16 protein-coding genes and 1 tRNA gene are annotated in these 15753 nt (G+C 65.3%); 6 read left to right on the top strand and 11 right to left on the bottom strand.

Annotated elements, in window-relative coordinates:
* Positions 1-13 precede the first annotated feature (13 nt).
* The 4 genes from C7C57_RS03310 to C7C57_RS03295 are packed head-to-tail and all read right to left on the bottom strand — an operon-like array spanning position 14 to position 4200.
* Positions 14-973, bottom strand: coding sequence for an aldo/keto reductase (locus C7C57_RS03310; protein ID WP_187977574.1), 960 nt, complete (start codon positions 971-973; stop codon positions 14-16).
* A 2-nt stretch (positions 974-975) separates the two neighbouring features.
* Positions 976-1911 (bottom strand): carbohydrate ABC transporter permease, encoded by a 936-nt coding sequence (locus C7C57_RS03305; protein WP_187977573.1) that lies wholly within the window; start codon positions 1909-1911, stop codon positions 976-978.
* Complete coding sequence (locus C7C57_RS03300; RefSeq protein WP_187977572.1) at positions 1911-2897, bottom strand: carbohydrate ABC transporter permease; 987 nt, start codon at positions 2895-2897, stop codon at positions 1911-1913. Before C7C57_RS03300 ends, C7C57_RS03305 begins: the two co-directional genes overlap by 1 nt.
* Positions 2898-2901: 4 nt before the next feature.
* A complete protein-coding gene (locus C7C57_RS03295) occupies positions 2902-4200 on the bottom strand; it encodes an ABC transporter substrate-binding protein (protein ID WP_187977571.1) in 1299 nt (432 codons plus the stop codon).
* 336 nt (positions 4201-4536) lie between these two features.
* Here C7C57_RS03295 and C7C57_RS03290 point away from each other — a divergent pair, with 336 nt between their 5' ends.
* Positions 4537-5004 carry a hypothetical protein gene (locus tag C7C57_RS03290; protein ID WP_187977570.1) on the top strand — a complete coding sequence of 156 codons (468 nt, stop codon included), beginning with the start codon at positions 4537-4539 and terminating at the stop codon, positions 5002-5004.
* An 18-nt stretch (positions 5005-5022) separates the two neighbouring features.
* Positions 5023-5253: a hypothetical protein gene (locus C7C57_RS03285; RefSeq protein ID WP_187977569.1), complete on the top strand. Its 231-nt coding sequence runs from the start codon at positions 5023-5025 to the stop codon at positions 5251-5253.
* A gap of 59 nt (positions 5254-5312) precedes the next feature.
* On the opposite strand, the gene C7C57_RS03280 is transcribed toward C7C57_RS03285, so the two are convergent.
* Together C7C57_RS03280 and C7C57_RS03275 are read right to left on the bottom strand one after the other, a co-directional pair.
* Positions 5313-5388 (bottom strand) — tRNA-Thr (locus tag C7C57_RS03280).
* Between the two features lie 75 nt (positions 5389-5463).
* The gene (locus C7C57_RS03275; protein ID WP_187977568.1) at positions 5464-6390 is read right to left on the bottom strand and encodes a thioredoxin domain-containing protein; all 927 of its coding nucleotides are present in this window, start codon (positions 6388-6390) and stop codon (positions 5464-5466) included.
* A gap of 258 nt (positions 6391-6648) precedes the next feature.
* On the opposite strand from C7C57_RS03275, the gene C7C57_RS03270 reads away from it, so the two are divergent.
* Together C7C57_RS03270 and C7C57_RS03265 are read left to right on the top strand one after the other, a co-directional pair.
* A complete protein-coding gene (locus tag C7C57_RS03270) occupies positions 6649-7746 on the top strand; it encodes an ABC transporter ATP-binding protein (RefSeq protein ID WP_187977567.1) in 1098 nt (365 codons plus the stop codon).
* 142 nt (positions 7747-7888) lie between these two features.
* Positions 7889-9184, top strand: a complete 1296-nt coding sequence (locus C7C57_RS03265) for a DUF4032 domain-containing protein (protein ID WP_030148220.1) — start codon at positions 7889-7891, stop codon at positions 9182-9184.
* A gap of 77 nt (positions 9185-9261) precedes the next feature.
* On the opposite strand, the gene rlmB is transcribed toward C7C57_RS03265, so the two are convergent.
* From rlmB to C7C57_RS03250, 3 genes are all read right to left on the bottom strand, one after another.
* The gene (rlmB, locus tag C7C57_RS03260; RefSeq protein ID WP_030148219.1) at positions 9262-10290 is read right to left on the bottom strand and encodes a 23S rRNA (guanosine(2251)-2'-O)-methyltransferase RlmB; all 1029 of its coding nucleotides are present in this window, start codon (positions 10288-10290) and stop codon (positions 9262-9264) included.
* Complete coding sequence (gene cysS, locus C7C57_RS03255) at positions 10283-11698, bottom strand: cysteine--tRNA ligase (protein WP_121687358.1); 1416 nt, start codon at positions 11696-11698, stop codon at positions 10283-10285. Before cysS ends, rlmB begins: the two co-directional genes overlap by 8 nt.
* Before the next feature lie 129 nt (positions 11699-11827).
* Positions 11828-12415, bottom strand: a complete 588-nt coding sequence (locus tag C7C57_RS03250) for a TetR/AcrR family transcriptional regulator (protein ID WP_187977566.1) — start codon at positions 12413-12415, stop codon at positions 11828-11830.
* A gap of 97 nt (positions 12416-12512) precedes the next feature.
* Here C7C57_RS03250 and C7C57_RS03245 point away from each other — a divergent pair, with 97 nt between their 5' ends.
* A complete protein-coding gene (locus C7C57_RS03245; protein WP_187977565.1) occupies positions 12513-13241 on the top strand; it encodes a DUF981 family protein in 729 nt (242 codons plus the stop codon).
* 57 nt (positions 13242-13298) lie between these two features.
* Here C7C57_RS03245 and ispD read toward each other — a convergent pair whose 3' ends face one another.
* Positions 13299-14471, bottom strand: coding sequence for a 2-C-methyl-D-erythritol 4-phosphate cytidylyltransferase (gene ispD / locus C7C57_RS03240; protein ID WP_187977564.1), 1173 nt, complete (start codon positions 14469-14471; stop codon positions 13299-13301).
* A gap of 141 nt (positions 14472-14612) precedes the next feature.
* Complete coding sequence (locus C7C57_RS03235) at positions 14613-15095, bottom strand: CarD family transcriptional regulator (protein WP_030148214.1); 483 nt, start codon at positions 15093-15095, stop codon at positions 14613-14615.
* A gap of 160 nt (positions 15096-15255) precedes the next feature.
* Here C7C57_RS03235 and C7C57_RS03230 point away from each other — a divergent pair, with 160 nt between their 5' ends.
* Positions 15256-15747, top strand: a complete 492-nt coding sequence (locus C7C57_RS03230; RefSeq protein WP_187977563.1) for a hypothetical protein — start codon at positions 15256-15258, stop codon at positions 15745-15747.
* The last annotated feature ends 6 nt before the right edge of the window (positions 15748-15753 follow it).

Raw genomic sequence — 15753 nt, 5'->3', positions numbered from 1 at the left:
CTCTCGGGTGGGGTTAGGGGTGCAGCAGGGTGGTGGGGATCGGGGCCGAAACCAGGCCGGACGCATCCAGCTCCGCCCACAGCTCGGCGGGGATCTCCCAGCTCGCCCAGGACAGGTTCTGGTTCAGCTGGCCGCGGTCGGCGACCCCGGTGAGGATCATGTCAACCTCGGGATAGCCCAGCACATACTGAATGGCCACCGCACCGATGGGCACGCCGTAGCGTGCGCTCAGTGCGTGAATCGCGGCGACCCGCTCGACGATCGCGGGCGGGGTGGGCTGATAGTGGAAGTGACCGGAGTCCTTGCCATCCACCAGGCCCGCGTGCAGGGTCGAGGCGATGCTCAGGGTCACGCCCTGCTCCCGCACCAGCGGGATCACCTCATCCAGCGCCTCGGAGTCCACCAGCGAGAACCGGCCGGCGAGCAGCGCGGCGTCCAGCTCGATTTCGCGCAGGAACCGGGCGAGCATCGGTGCCTGGGTGATGCCGACGCCGATGGCGCCGATCGCCCCCTCGGAGCGCAGCTCCTGGAGTGCCGCATAGGACTCGGTGGATGCCTGGTCGTAGAAACGGTCGGGATCGTGGATGTAGGCGATGTCCAGCCGGTCCACGCCCAGCCGGGCGAGCGAGGCGTCCACCGAGCGGCGAATCCCGTCGGCCGAGAAGTCGTAGCGCCACAGCGCATCCTCGTGGTCGAGGACCGGCTCGCCGTCACGCACCAGGCGGCCCACCTTCGAGGAGAGCACATACTCCTCGCGGGGATACCGGGTCAGCGAGGGCCCAAACAGTTTCTCCGAAGCCCCGCCGCCGTACATCGGGGCGGTGTCGAAGTAGCGGATTCCCGCATCCCAGGCGGCATCCACCAGGTCGTCGCTGTTGGCCTGCGGATCGGCATGATGGATCAGCGAGGTTGCGCCAAGGGCCAGGCCGCGGGCCTGCGGGAAGGTAACCCGCTTGGTGGGTTCGGTTGTCATGATTAGCCTTTCAGTCCGCCGCCGAAGTTGATACGCATGTACTTCTGCAGCCAGATAAAGATGATGATCAGCGGAATGGTGGCCACGAGTGATCCGGAAATCACCAGGGTCGGGATGATGGCCTCCTCGGTATCACTCCCGCGCATCATGCTGTAGAGGCCGAGGGAGAGGGGGTACTTGGTGTTGTCGCTCAGCATGATGAACGGCAGCAGGAAGTTATTCCAGATTCCCACGAACTGCAACAGGAACACGGTGAGCAGGCCGGGCGCCATCAAACGCAGCCCAATCGCCGAGAAGATTCGAAACTCGCTGGCCCCGTCCACACGGCCGGCATCCAGCAGCTCCCGCGGCACCGAGGAGGCGGCAAACACGCGGCACAGCCACATCCCAAACGGGCTGACCATAACCGGGAACAGGATCGCGAAGTACGTGTTGGTGAGCTCAAGCTGGGCCATCAGCAGGTACTGCGGGATCGCCACCACCACCCCGGGCAGCAGCATGCCGGTGAGCACCAGGCCGAAGGCGACCTGCTTGCCGCGGAACTCGTACATCGCCAGGCCGTAGCCGAACGCCGCCGAGACCAGCACCGAGAGGGCAGCGCCTCCGCCGGCGTAGATGACAGAGTTGCCCATCCACGTCCAGAACGCGCCGTCCTGATAGTTGCCCAGCTGGGCGACGTTGCGGAAGAACCCGTCGATCCCATCGGGGATAAACGTGTTCGTGGTGAAGAGGGTATCGCGCCCCTTGGTCGAGGCACTCACCAGCCAGAACAGCGGAATGAAGCAGTACAGCGAGCCGATGATCAGGATCGCCGAGGGGATCGCGCCGAGCGCCTTACGCTTGGCCCGAGCGCGTTCGCGCTTGATCTGTTGCGGCGGTCGCTCGCTCGCCGGCAGCGCGGCGGCGACGGGAACCGGGGTCTTATCGATCGTGGTCATCAGTCGCCCGATCCCTTCTTACCGGCCAGCCGGAAGACCAGCAGCGAGAGTCCAAATGCGATCAGCGCGATGATGATCGCCCCGGCCGCGGCCATGTTCGTTTCGCCCTGCTCAAAGGCCAGGCGCTGGATCTCCATCAGCGGCACCCAGCCGGAGGTGATCGAGGGGGACATGGTTTTCATGGTCTGCGGTTCGGCGTACACCTGAACCGCGCCGATCACACCAAACAGCAGGGTGAAGATCATCGAGGGCACCACGAGCGGCAGCTTGACCTGGATCGCGATGCGCAGCTCGCTGGCCCCATCGATCCGGGCCGCCTCGTAGATCTCCCGCGGGATGCCGCTGAGCGCGGTGTGCAGGATGATCATGTTGAAGCCGATGCCACCCCAGACGGCGATGTTTACGATCGAGTAGAAGACCAGCGAGTCCCCGAGGAAGTCCGGGGTCGGGAAACCGAAGAAGGTGAAGATGTCGCCGAACGGGCTGGTGCGCTCGTGGTACATGTAGCCCCACATGAGCGTGGCGATCACGCCGGGGACCGCATAGGGGATGAAGATGATCGTCTTGGAGACCGTGCGTAGCTTGGAGACGCCCACGTCCAGCGCCAGGGCGAAGACCAGCGCCAGGCCGAGGGTGATCGGGATCACCAGCAGGCCGTAGTATCCGGCGCGGGCCAGGCCCGACCAGAACACCGAGCCCTCGAGGATCGCCGCGAAGTTTTCAAATCCAACAAATACCGAGGCCCGTTCGGAGGCCCCGATGATGCCCGAGGAGACCTTATTGGAGAAGAAGCTGAGGTAGACCGAATAGCCGATCGGGATCAGCAGGAACAGGGTGAAGAGGGTGATCCCCGGTGCGATAAACAGGTACGGGGCAAGACGGTGGCGACCCGTGCGCGGGCGACCGGGCCCGGCCGACCCCCGGCCGGGTGCGACTGCACGTCGCACCCGAGCGGGGCCAGCCTGTTCGAGAACGGACTGGGCCATGAAGCTAGTCCGTCACCGTGAAGCCCGTGCGCTTCATATCGTCCACCACGGTGGACTGAAGCTTCTTGATCGCGTCATCCATCGAGAGCTCCCCGGCGATCGCCTTGGGGGCGATGTCCTTCCACGTGCTCTGCATCAGCAGGGCGTTGGGACCCCAGTTGGAGAACGTCTTGGCCTTCTGGCTGGCGACCAGCTTGAGGTAGTCCTGGGCCGGATCGATCGGGCTCGGGCGCATCTCCAGGATCTCCTTGGAGTTGTCCAGGCGGTCGCTGCCGGAGAGGTTGTTGGAGTACTTCCAGCGGGTGAGGATACCCTCCTCGGAGTCGGTAAACCACTCGATGAAGGTTTCGGCGGCCTGACGCACCTTGGTGTTCTTGACCAGGATGATCGCCGATCCACCGGACACCGCGGTCTCGGTATCGCCCTTATCCCACACCGGCATCGGCGCCGCACGCCACTTCCCATCCAGCTGCGGGTTGGCGTTCATGATGGTGCCGGGCGCCCAGGCACCGGCGTTCCAGGAGAGGATCGTCCCGTCGGCGAGCATGTTGTTGACGCCGGGGCCGGTCTCGGTGGAGATCAGGCCCTCCTTGATGAGCTTGGAGCGGAAGTTCGCGGCCTTGAGGGTGGCCGGGTCGTCGATGCCCACGGTCCACTTCTCGCCGTCGGCCTTCCACCAGTCGGCACCGGCCTGAGCCGACCAGCCGGCCAGGTCGTTGGAGTCGTAGTTGTAGTTTCCGAGCACCTTGTCCGGAGCGACCTCCTTGACCTTGCGGGCGAGCGCCTCATACTCGTCCCACGTGGTCGGAACGGTCAGGCCTAGCTGATCAAACAGGTCGGCTCGGTAGAAGAACATCATCGGGGTGAAGTCCTCGGGTGCGCCGTAGTCCTTGTCGCCGAAGTGGACCAGGCCGCGCACGGATTCGCGGTAGTCGCCCTCATCGATCTTCAGGTTTTCCAGCGGCGCCACGGCGCCCTGGGAGACCAGGTAGGGCAGCATCTGATACTCGGCCTTGATCACATCGGGGGCGTCTCCGGCCTGAACGGCGGCGATCAGCTTGGCGGCGATATCGGGCTGGTTGGAGGGAACCACGGTCAGCTTGACCTTGATGTTCGGATGAGACTTTTCGAAGGCCTCAACGATCTGCGGCGCGTACTGCGTGGGGTGCCAAAACTTGATGGTCACGGGCTTATCGGCGGTGCCGAGACCCTTATCCTCTTCGGCGCTTGCCCCACCGGAGCATCCGGCAAGCAGGGCCACGATGGCCGTGGCGGCGAGGAGGGAGAGGGAACGTTTTTTCATGGGCGTTGCTCCTTTGCAGGTCAATGACGAAACGTGATGCGGGTGTGAGCTTCCTTCCCCCGGGCGCACCAATCACCGCCCTCATTGGCGGTGCCGGAATCACGATTCCCCTACGTGGTTCCGGGTGCCCCCGACCTTTCGGAGGTATGTTCACGTCATCAACATACCCCATTTAGGTCCCGTGTCCATAGCCCAATCGAAATTTTCTTGGGTCTCGGTGCGCGATGATGCGATCAACCGCTTCGGCACTCCTCCACAGCGCGAAGGAAATACCCGACTATCCACAGATCAAGCGGGTCCGGACATCAGGACGCTCGCTGTGCGTAGTGTTCAAACATGCCCATCCACACCCTGAACATCACCGCCATGGCCACCGCCGCCATCGGCGCTGCTCTCGGTGCCAGTGTGGTTTCCAGCGCCAGCGCATCGTATCCGCTCGATTTCTGGCATGGACTCGCACGGTGGGCCGGCACCACCGGCTTTGCGGGCGTGGTCGCCAGTATCGCCGCGATGATCACCATCTCCACCGCACGCAAGAAACAGCGCGAGGATATCTGGTGGCAGCGCGTCGAGTGGGGACTCACCCACTACTTTGGTGCCGAGGAGAGCGCCGAACGGGAAACCGCACTGGGTATCCTCACCGAGATGGCGAGCTCACGCCTGGGTGGAATCGACGGCACCAGGTTACTTCTCGCGGCCTCGGCGATTATTTCGCAGGATGCCACCGCGGAACACACGCGTTTTCCAAGCGGACAGAAGTCGGACACCAGCTTTACCCACATGCACGAACCCGAGGAACATTGAAAAGCAGAGGAGGAATCCATGACAAACGACTACAGCCGACTCCCCCTGGGGCTTCCGCCGACCCATAATGAGCTTGTCTACGCGGCGAACATTCGGTTTCGCGCCGAACAGGCACAGGGCATCGCCTCGCCCGAGTGGATCATCGACCTCGCCTCGGAGCTCTGGCCGGTTCGCCGAAGACGCTGGTATCACCGGCTGTTTCTTTCTGATAAGCCGTTACGTCGCAAACCGCCACGGCTCAGACGATAGCGCGTTCCAACACAAACCCCCGGCCACATCGTGCCGATGGGCACGAGGACCGGGGGTGATGGAGCCGTTTGCGAGAATCGAACTCGCGACCTTCGCATTACAAGTGCGGCGCTCTGCCAACTGAGCTAAAACGGCGGGTGCCGATCGGGCACCCCATTATTCTAGGGCACCCGGTCGGGCGCGGTGCAACTTCACGCACCGGGAGCGAACCTATCCGGCGGGTGTTGCGCCGTCGGTCGGATCGGTGGACGGGGTGGGCGACACACTCGCCTTGTTCTGGGTCTCGCTGGCAATCGACAGCACAAACGCGCGGAACTCCTTGGAGCTGGTCAGCTCGCCGGTGTACAGCTTCTCGTTCACCAGGATCGTGGGCATGGTTACAACCTTGTCCAGCTTCGAGTTCGGCACCGGCTGGTTCATCGCGGTGTCGGTCACGCTGCTCACCCAGCCCTTATAGGTCTGCTTGGTGATGCACTCCTCGATCGAGCTTGCATCGGACGCCTTGGCATCCTTGGCCAGCTTCACCAGATCGTCATCGCTGCGACCGGTGGTGCCCTCGGTGGGCTGGTCCTTGTACATCGCCGCGTTGAAGGCGAAGAACTGATCGGGGGCGAAGTTTGCGACGCAGGCGGCGGCGTTGGCTGCCCGGACCGAGTACTGGCTACCGGCCGACTTACTGGCCAGCGGGGCGATCGGGTGATACTCGACGGTGATCGCGCCGTCCTTGACCAGGGTTTCCAGCATCTCGGCGTTGGCCTTCTGGAACTCACCCATATCCGAGGCGATGTAGTCGGCGTAGATACGAATGTTGGGCACCGCCGGGTTGATCTCGGTGGGCTTGGCGGGATCCGCGATCGGCTGAGAATCCGTGCGGACCGCCTTGAGGCCGGCACCCACCACGATGCCGCCGCTGATCATGTTCGCGGGGGTGGTGGTGGCCGAGGGCTCGGTGGTGCGCAGCGACATCACGACACCCACCACGATGGCACCCACCACGATCACGCCGGCACCAATCAGGAGCACGCGGCCCAGAATATCCTTGCGGCGCTGGGCGCTGCGCAGTTCGGTGGCACGCTCACGCGCGGCCTGTCGGACCGATCGGCTCCGGGGCGACTTCGGGTCTGCGTCGTTAGTCATTCGTCCTCGCTCAATGCGTGTCTACATCGGAATTAGACGACACGCGAACTCCGAGTTTACCCAGCGCATCTGAAAATAGCCCAAACGCGTCCCCGTTGAGGGGACGTTTTCCCAATCCGGGCGCAGACGTTCCGAAACCACGCCCGGGCGTGCCATACTAAAAAACGTGACACTGGCGTCACACCCCGAGCTGTTAAGAACGGGGTTCCATCACAACGGATCGTCCGGCACGTACCTGCCGGTGAAGGAGAAGAGAAAATGGCTTCGGTCACTTTTGATAACGCAACTCGTATGTACCCCGGAGGCACCCGCGCCGCCGTTGACAAGCTCAACCTTGAGGTCGCAGATGGCGAATTCCTCGTTCTGGTTGGCCCGTCCGGTTGTGGTAAGTCCACCTCCCTGCGTATGCTCGCCGGCCTCGAAGAGGTCAACGACGGACGCATCCTCATTGGCGACCGCGATGTGACCGACATCCCGCCGAAGGACCGCGACATCGCCATGGTCTTCCAGAACTACGCGCTGTACCCGCACATGACCGTGGCAGAGAACATGGGCTTCGCCCTGAAGATCGCCGGTGTCAGCAAGGACGAGCGTGCCGCCCGCGTACTCGAGGCTGCCAAGCTGCTGGACCTCGAGGACTACCTGACCCGTAAGCCCAAGGCCCTCTCGGGTGGTCAGCGTCAGCGTGTGGCCATGGGTCGCGCGATCGTGCGTCAGCCCCAGGTGTTCCTGATGGATGAGCCGCTGTCGAACCTGGACGCCAAGCTGCGCGTCCAGACCCGTACCCAGATCGCGTCGCTGCAGCGCCGCCTGGGCGTCACCACCGTCTACGTGACCCACGACCAGACCGAGGCGCTCACCATGGGTGACCGCATCGCCGTGCTGAAGGACGGTCTGCTCCAGCAGGTCGGCACCCCGCGCGACCTGTACGAGCGTCCCGAGAACGTCTTCGTGGCCGGCTTCATCGGCTCCCCCGCCATGAACCTGCTGCAGGTTGGCCTGGCCGACGGTGGCGTGCAGTTCGGTCAGTCGGTTGTGCCGGTTGAGCGCGAGACCATCGCCGAGACCACCGCATCGACCGCCACCATCGGTGTGCGCCCCGAGGACATCCGCGTGACCGAGGACCCCAACGCCGGCCTGGCCGTGACCGTGGACCTGGTCGAGGAGCTCGGAGCCGACGGTTACCTCTACGGTCACGCCGACATCAACGGTGTCCGCACCGACCTGGTGGCCCGCGTCGACGGTCGCATCCACCCCTACGCCGGCGAGACCGTGCGCCTGGAGGTTCTGCCGAACCACCTGCACGTGTTCGACGTCGAGTCGGGCCTGCGCCTCTCGAAGCCGGTGACCCTGTAATTTAGGTCACCATTTCGAGCGGATGTTCGGCCGGTAGTCTCGTGACCTCCGGTACGCTCGAAAGAGAGTTTGTTTAGCTTCGGCCCACACCCTCGGTGTGGGCCGAAGTGTTATCCCGGGTAACCGGAAAGAGAGGGAACCCATGAGCGGCTCGCTAAACATCACCTCGGCCACCGCGGATCCGGCGCTGCTGGATCTGCCCTGGGAACTCCCCCTGGCGGACTGGCCGAGCGAGAGCATCGCCTCGCTGCCCAAGGGTATTTCGCGCCACCTGGTGCGCTTCGCCAACCTTTCCGGCTACGTGGTGGCCGTCAAGGAGACCACCGCCGAGATGGCGCGCGGCGAGTACGACATGCTGCGTACCCTGCAGCGCCTGGATATCCCGTGTGTGGATCCGCTCGCGGTGATCACCGGTCGCGGCACCGAGAACGGCGATGAGCTGCCCTCGGTCCTCGTCACCCGTCATCTGCGCTTCTCACTGCCCTATCGCGCGCTGTTCTCACAGCAGCTGCGCCCGGACACCGCCACCCGTCTGGTGGACGCCCTCGCCGTCCTGCTGGTGCGCCTACACATCGTGGGCTTCTTCTGGGGCGACGTGTCGCTCTCCAACACCCTCTTCCGACGCGATGCGGGCGCATTTGCCGCCTACCTGGTGGACGCCGAGACCGGCAAGCTCTACCCGGGCGGACTGTCGCGCGGCCAGCGCGAGAACGACCTGGAGATCGCCCGCGTGAACATCGCCGGTGAGCTGATGGACCTCGCCGCCGGCGGCCGCGCCGACGAGGACCTCGATCCGGTGGAGCTCTCCAACGGCATCGTCGCCGCCTACCGCCAGCTGTGGACCGAGCTGACCGGCTCCGAGTCCTTCTCCTCGCATGAGCGCTGGCGGATCCGCTCGCGGGTCGAGCGTCTGAATGATCTGGGCTTCGACATCGAGGAGCTGGCGATCAAGACCGCCGAGGGCGGCACCACCGTGCGTATCCAACCCAAGGTTGTGGACGCCGGGCACCACCAGCGCCGTCTGCTGCGCCTCACCGGTCTGGACACCGGCGAGAACCAGGCCCGCCGGCTGCTGAACGACCTCGACTCCTACATTGCCGCCAACGGTAAGCAGGACATGGACGAGGAGGTGGTGGCCCACGAGTGGCTGATCCGCGTCTTCGAGCCCGTCGTGAAGGCCATCCCGCGCGAGCTCAAGGGCAAGCTCGAGCCCGCGGAGGTCTTCCACCAGCTCCTGGAGCACCGCTATCGCCTGTCCGAGGCCCGCGACGCCGATGTGCCGCTGGCCGAGGCGCTGAGCTCCTATATCAACGATGTGCTGCGTCACCGCCGCGACGAGGCCACCGTCATCGCCCCGCCCACCGAGGCCCTCGACCTGCCGCTCGACGCCGTGGACGATGATGGCGAGCCCACCGCGGACTGGCGCGACCTGGTGTAGCCAGCGCCACGACGCCCCCACGTACAAGAATCCCGCCCGGTTGCCCGGGCGGGATTCTTGTTATTCGAGGGTGAACGCTACTTGGCGGCCTTGCCCTCGGCGCGCAGGCGCGAGATCTCGTACAGGGTCACCGAGGCGGCGATTCCGGCGTTGAGCGACTCGGTCGCGGACGAGATCGGGATCGAGACGATCGCGTCGCAGGCCTCGGTCACCAGACGCGACAGGCCCTTGCCCTCGCTTCCGACAACAATCAGCAGCGGACGGTCGGCCAGCTCCAGGCCCGGCAGCATGGTGTCGCCGCCACCGTCGAGACCGATCACGAAGACGCCGGCGGCCTTATAGGCCTTGATGGTCTGGGTGAGGTTCGCGGCCATGGCCACGGGGGTACGCGCGGCGGCACCGGCGGAGGTCCGCCAAGCCGAGGCGGTCATGCCCACCGAGCGACGCTGCGGAACGATCACGCCGTGACCGCCAAACGCGGCGGTCGAACGCAGGATCGCACCGAGGTTACGCGGGTCGGTGATTCCGTCCAGCGCGACGATCAGCGGCACCTGGGCGCGCGAGATGGTCTTCTGCAGCAGGTCCTCGGGGTGCTCGTAGCGGTACGGCGGCACCTTGAGGGCCAGGCCCTGGTGCACCGAGTCGAAGCTCACCATGCGGTCAAGCTCGGGGCGCATGACCTCGAGGATCGGGATGCCGCGACCGGTCGCGATGGTCACGATCTCCTTGACCCGCTCGTCGTACTCGATCCGCGAGGCGATGTAGAGGGTGGTTGCCGGGATCTTGGCCCGCAGCGCCTCAAGCACCGCGTTACGACCGGTGACGATCTCCGACTCATCCGCGGTGCGCTGCTTCACACGGCGCTGCTGCGGGGCCTGAGCAGGCTGGTCGCCGCCGCGCGACTGCGCGGGTCCGCGACCACCGCGGGCGGCCTCCAGACGCTCGCGAGCAATCTTGCGCTTGCCGGCGACGTGGTAGGTCCGGTCCTCGGCCTTGGGGGTCGGGCCCTTGCCCTCGAGGGACTTGCGTCCGAGTCCGCCGGTGCCCTTTGCGGGACCCTTCTTACCCTTACGAATGGCGCCGGGACGCCCGTTGTTGTTAGCCATCAATACTCCAATGTGCCCCGGTGGGGGTGTCGTCAATCGTGATACCCGCAGCCTGGAGGTCATCACGAATTTGGTCTGCGGTGGCGAAGTCCCGGCTGGTCCGGGCCTGTTCGCGATGCCCCAGCAGCCGGTCCACAAGCGGCGCGAGCACGGCCTGGGCCGCCTGGTCGCCGGCCTGCTGCCAGGTTGCCGAAAGTGGGTTGATGCCCAGGACGTTGGTCATCGCAATGACCTGTCCAAAGGCGGCGGCCGCGGCCGCAAGATCGTCGCCGTCAATCGCCGCGTTGCCGCCGCGAATGGTGTCGTGCAGGACCGCGAGGGCCTGCGGGATCGCCAGGTCATCGTCCATGGCGGCGATGAACTCGGCGGGAAGCTCCTCGGTCTGGGTGCCGGCGAATCGGGTATCGGCCAGGCGACGATCGACGCGCTCGAGGAAGCTTTCGATCCGATCCAGGGCGGCCTCGGCCTCGGCCAGGGCTCCGTCGTGGAAATCAATGGTGGAACGGTAGTGTGCCTGTCCCAGGAAGTAGCGCAGCACGAGCGGGCGCGCCTGGGCGAGCAGGTCGGCGGCGAACAGCGAGTTGCCCAGCGACTTGGACATCTTCTGCCCGCCCACGTTCACCAGGCCGTTGTGGACCCAGTAGTTCGCGAAGCCGTGACCGGCGGCGCTGGACTGAGCCAGCTCGTTCTCGTGGTGCGGGAAGCGCAGGTCCAGGCCTCCGCCATGAATGTCAAAGTTCTCGCCGAGGTAGCGGCTGGACATCGCCGAGCACTCGATGTGCCAGCCGGGACGTCCGGCACCCCACGGGCTGTCCCAGACGGCCGAGGAGGGCTCGCCGTCCTTGCGTCCCTTCCACAGGGCAAAGTCGCGGGGATCGTTCTTGCCTCGCGGATCCGCGTCGGTGGCGTCCTCCATCGCGTCGATGCTCTGGCGGGTCAGCTCGCCATAGCGCGACCAACTGCGCACGTCGAAGTACACATCCCCCGAGCCATCGGCGGCCGGGTAGGCGTGACCGCGCTCGATCAGGCTGGTGATGATCTGCTGCATCTGCTGGATGCTCGCGGTCGCCCGCGGCTCGTAGGTGGGCGGCAGGACACCAAGGGCGCGGTAACCCTCGGTGAATTCCAGCTCCATCCGGTAGGCCAGCGCCCACCAGGGCTCATCCTCGGTGGCGTTGAGCAGCACCTTGTCATCGATGTCCGTGACGTTGCGTACCAGGGTGACCCGGTAGCCCGAGTATTCAAACCAGCGACGCAGCTGATCGTAAACCAGGGCCGAGCGCAGGTGCCCGATATGCGGGGAGGACTGCACGGTGGGTCCACAAACGTAGAGTCCTACCTGGCCCGGAATAATCGGGGTAAATTCGCGCAGGTCTTGGGATTTGGAGTCGTACAGGTGTAGGGCCACGTATATAAGAGTACAAGGGGCGGGGCCCGACGGCGCGCCGCGGCCGGTGTGTGACACGAGATTTTCCCGCTCAGACACCGTGTTTACTCAAAAAATACCGGTTGTCAGTTGTATTTTGTGCGCGCGGGCCTACCCTCGAGGCACCCGCTTGAGGAGGTCGAGGAGCCGGGCAACCTGCCGCGCGGCCGCGAGTCTGGGGTCGACTTCTCCCGCACCCACCGCATAGAGCAGGCTCGCGTCGAGCATCTGGGCGATCATCTCGGTCTCTCCCACGCCGCCAAACCCGCAGCGATCCAACACGGTTTCCAGCGCACCCAGCAGGCGCGGACGAGACACGGCCATGATCTCGCGCAGCTCGGGATCGGCACCGGCCTCGAGCATGGGTTCGAGGCGGACCCGCACCAGATTGGGGTCGGTCTGCGGCGCGTACCAGGTTTCCAGCAGCAGCGAGGCGGTCTCAACCGCGTCCCGCTCAGCCTGCGGCAGCGCCTCGGCCACCCGGGTGGCGGCGGTGACGCGAACGTTTTCGGCCGAGGTGACCGCGGCAGCGTAGAGCTCGCGCCGGGTGGCAAACAGGTAGTTGGCGGACCCCGCGGGGATCCCCGCGGCATCGGCGACCCGGCGGTGCGTGATCGCGCGCGGGCCCTCGGCGATCAGCAGCGTCGCGGCGGCGGCCACCATGAGCTCTCGGCGCTGCTGCGTGGTCGGCGTAGTCATCTCCTCAGAGTACCCGTTGGGTGCCCCTAGGATTCCGCGCGTCCCGGGCTTATACTGCCGTATACACAGCATATACACATGCATAGAAAGAAACCTCATGTCCCCCATCAAAACCGAGGGTCTGGTCATCGACTGGACCCAGATGCCCACCTACAACACGATCATGTCGATCGCCGCCGGCGCCGGACTGCTGCTGTTGGTCCTGCTCGCCCGCGAGCTGCGCAAGAAGGACACCGAGTTTGTCCCCGAGGGATGGGCACTCGCCTCGGGTGTGCTCGGCTTCATCCTTACCGCCACCGGCCTGCACATGACCCTCACCTGGCCCTTTGCCAAGTACTTCCCCTTTGACAACATCATCTTCGGCGAGACCAGCCTCGGTCTGGGCGTTCTGCTCCTGGCCGCCGCGCTGTTCCTCTGGAAGCGTGGCAAGACGATCCGCGATGCTGCGGATCCCGCTCAGTATGTGGCCAAGGTGTCGCGTCCGCTGGGCATCTTCATCGTCGGCCTCGGACTCGCCCTCTTCGGGATCGCGTTCGCCGGCGTGATCTTCCAGCTCTTTGCCGCCCCGCCGGAGGAGCCCATCTCCGGTGCCTTCGCCGAGTACCCGATGATCGAGGCGATCTTCATGTCGGGGCTGTTCGCCCTGGTCGGCCTCGGTGCAGTCCTCTTCCCGTTCGCGCTGAAGACCTTCTCGGTCAAGACCCTGCCCGGCGCGGTTGAGAAGATTTTGGGCATCGTCTGGAGCCTCGCGGGCATCGCGTTTGTGCTGTTTGGCGCGATGAACTTCTTCACCCACATCGGCCTGATCGTCAACACGATGGGCTAGTCTCCCCCACACAAAAATGCCGGGCCCCGCGGGGTCCGGCATTTTTGTAATTCGACCCTAGTGGCGCTGGCGCAGCGCCGCGGTCGCGATAGCGGTGAGACCCTCGCCGCGGCCGGCGAAGCCCAGGCGGTCGGTCGTGGTGGCCGAGAGGCTCACCGGTGCCCCGATCAGCCCGCTCAGCAGGGCCTCGGCTTCGGCCCGGCGCGGGGTGAAGCGCGGGGTATTTCCGATGATCTGGACCGAGACGTTCTCGATTCCGAAGCCCGCCTGGATCAGGCGCTCCCGGGTCGCGATCAGGAAGACCTCGCCGCGCGCCTGGGCGAAGCGGGGATCGTCGGTCCCGAACATCGTGCCGATGTCTCCAAGCCCGGCGGCCCCCAGCAGCGCGTCGGTGATCGCGTGGGCCACCGCATCGCCGTCCGAGTGACCGGCGAGTCCAGCCTCCCCCGGCCAGAGCAGGCCCGCAAGCCACAGTTCGGCGTTGTCATCGTAGGCGTGCACGTCCACCCCGACACCCACGCGGATCCGCTCGCCGCCCTCGGGACGCAGCAGGTGTTCGGCGCGGTTGAGGTCCCAGGGGGTGGTGATCTTGAACGCGCGGGCGTCGCCGGGGATCACCGCGACGGATCCGCCGGTGGCGGCAAACAGCGCCGCGTCGTCGGTGTACTCCTCCTCGGCGTCCGCATAACCCTGAGCCAGTGCGTGGCGCGGGAATCCCTGGGGGGTTTGCATGGCCCGCAGCTCGTCACGGTCCACGGTCTCGACGATGCGTTCCTCATCGTCCACCCGCTTGATGGTGTCGGCCACCGCCAGGCCCGGAACGATTCCGCGGCCGCCCGCGGCCACCGAGTCCACCACGTCGTCAAACTGCTTGGAGGGGGTCAGCGCCCGGGCCGCGTCGTGCACCAGGACGATGCGCACCGAGTCGGCCAGAACCGCGATTCCGGCCGCGACCGAGGCCTGCCGGGTCGCCCCGCCGGTGACCACCGAGGCGTACTCGGCGGCATCTCCGGCTGCGTGGCCCAGAATAAGCTCGGCATCCCCACGGAACGCCTCGGGAGCAACCACGATCACCTGCGCCTCGCGACGCATGCCAAAAACGCCGCGCAGCGCGTGCTCGAGGATCGGCACACCGGCCACCTCACGGAAGGCCTTGGGGATATCTCCGCCGAGGCGGGTTCCACTTCCGGCGGCTACAACGATCACGGCGACGGCGGGGTTCACACTCATACAACGAGCGTACAGGCCGGGCCCCGAGGAAACGCAAAACGGGCGGATGCATGAGCATCCGCCCGTTTCGAAGTGCGTTATTCGGGGGTGAACCCGTGAGTGGCTACGAAGCCCAACCTCCGGAGGAGGTCTCAAGGCAAACTAGGAAGCCAGTACCTCATCGAGGACCAGCGACGCCTTGTCCTCATCGGTCTTCTCGGCCAGGGCCAGCTCGGAGATCAGGATCTGCCGGGCCTTTGCCAGCATGCGCTTCTCTCCGGCGGAGAGTCCACGGTCCTGGTCTCGGCGCCAGAGGTCACGAACAACCTCGCTCACCTTGATCACATCGCCGGAGGCGAGCTTTTCAAGGTTGGCCTTGTACCGGCGCGACCAGTTGGTGGGTTCCTCGGTGAAGGGTGCACGCAGCACGTCGAACACGCGCTCCAGCCCCTCCTTGCCGATCACATCGCGGACCCCAACAAGGTCCACGTTGTCTGCCGGAACCTCGATAACCAGGTCGCCCTGGGTCACCCGCAGTTTCAGATATGTTTTCTCGACGCCCTTAATCAACCGGGTCTTTACCTCGGTAATTTCGGCAGCCCCGTGGTGGGGGTAAACGACGGTCTCGCCAACCTCAAAAATCATGAATCGGTGTCCCTTCAGCGTTTTTCAGTTTAGCACAGTGAAGATACGTTATTATCTGCGCGGTCAACACACCCTTTATCCGCACGCTAGACTAGGACGGTCCAGCCCCTGCACGCGGGCAATCCCGCTCGCCTGCCACCGTCGTGTTCTTGGAGGACCAGTGAAGACGCGTTTCATCACCTCGGCCGTACTCGCGGCTACCGTTCTTGTCGGCACCGCCGGTTGCAACCTGATCGCCCCGCAGGCGACGCTGAAGCACTACGACGCGAGCGATGGCGTTTCGGCAAACGTCGGAACCCTCGACGTGCGTAACGCCCTGGTGATCACCCACTCGAAGACCGAGGCCGTACTGGCGATGACCGTGGTGAACACCGGCGACAAGGCTCAGACGCTGAACGTCGAGTTCCCCGGTGGACGCACCACCGTTGAGATCGCCGCCTCCGGGATGACCACCTTCGGTGCCGATGGCAAGCCCGGCATCACCCTGCAGGACTTCACCACCCCGGCCGGCGCCGACGCCGCGATGTCGTTCCAGTACGGCAACGAGACCGCCGGTGAGGCCCGCGTTCCGGTGCTCGACCCGGTACTCAAGGAGTACGAGACCATCACCCCGGTCCCGAGCCCCTCGGTATCGCCCTCGACCGGCAACTAACCCTGG

Source organism: Mycetocola sp. JXN-3 (assembly GCF_014522285.1).
GTDB classification, from domain to species: Bacteria; Actinomycetota; Actinomycetes; order Actinomycetales; family Microbacteriaceae; genus Mycetocola; species Mycetocola saprophilus.
Note: the sequence above shows the minus strand (reverse complement) of the source record. Positions and strands in the feature narration are given on the sequence as shown.